We start from the raw sequence: 898 nt of genomic DNA, 5'->3' as shown, positions 1-898 counted from the left end.
CTGCCTTCTCATTGCTGGGAAGGCTGTTGAAATTCATGGTGGTGCTGGTGGTGCCGTCTGACTTCACGGTGATGAAGGCGGGCACGAGCTTTTCGAGGGGCAGGATCATCACGATCGCCCCCGCGAGGGTCACGTTGACCGCCAGGGACACGCCGGCCACCACCCAGCCCACACGGCCCCAGCGGCGGGCTGTGCGCTTCTCAGTGGCCTGGAAAGATTCAACATCCTGGAAATAGGCGGCGAGCCGTTCGTTATCGATCGGCAAGGCCGTGCTTTTCATGTCCGCGTTCATGAGTGGGGCACCTGCGGCGGTCGCGCCAACTGCGCCGCGCTTGGCGACCAATGGCCGGGATTGAGGGCAAACATCGGCCCGTGAGCCGTCGCCAGCGGGTCACTGGCCGCGCAGCCCGCAAGTAAGCCGGCTGCGCACATGAGGATAATCAGACGAGACAACATGCGTGAGCCCTTCATTATTTGAACCAGTTGGCTGGGTTCACGATCCCGGAAATATTGAAGTCCACACCGCCGCCAATGTAGGCGGCGATGCCGGGAAGCATGATCGTGATGAAGGCCGTGATGGCGGTATAGGCGGCGATTTCGCCGAGGATGATGATTTCGGTCTGCACTGGGTCGGCGGTGAACGTGGTCGAGACCTTGGTGTTCAGAAAATCAGTCATGCCGCCGGTGAACAGCGATAGAAGCGCCGTGATCAGAAGCAACAGGATCGCCAGGCCGATCAGCTTGCCGAGCCAGCGTTCCGGGATGCCCTTTGTGGCTTCAAAGAGGTATCCGATCAGCAGGAATGGCCCGATGGCGACGAGAAGGCCCGTCAGTGTTGTCGAGATGAGATACACCGCGAACACGAGGGCAAGGGCGATGAAAAAGACAACAAGAACAA

3 protein-coding genes are annotated in these 898 nt (G+C 59.9%); all 3 read right to left on the bottom strand.

The annotated features are described in order from the left end of the window. Positions 1–292 (bottom strand): VirB8/TrbF family protein (locus APM_RS19365; protein WP_007425090.1); only part of this gene is annotated, 292 nt, incomplete at its 3' end. Continuing rightward, positions 289–432: a type IV secretion system lipoprotein VirB7 gene (locus APM_RS23005; protein ID WP_138919288.1), complete on the bottom strand. Its 144-nt coding sequence runs from the start codon at positions 430–432 to the stop codon at positions 289–291. The genes APM_RS19365 and APM_RS23005, both read right to left, overlap by 4 nt. Before the next feature lie 38 nt (positions 433–470). Next, on the bottom strand, positions 471–898 hold a 428-nt coding region (locus APM_RS19360; RefSeq protein WP_007425075.1), incomplete at its 5' end, for a type IV secretion system protein.

It is taken from the genome of Acidiphilium sp. PM (assembly GCF_000219295.1).
Taxonomy (GTDB): Bacteria; Pseudomonadota; Alphaproteobacteria; order Acetobacterales; family Acetobacteraceae; genus Acidiphilium; species Acidiphilium multivorum.
Note: the sequence above shows the minus strand (reverse complement) of the source record. Positions and strands in the feature narration are given on the sequence as shown.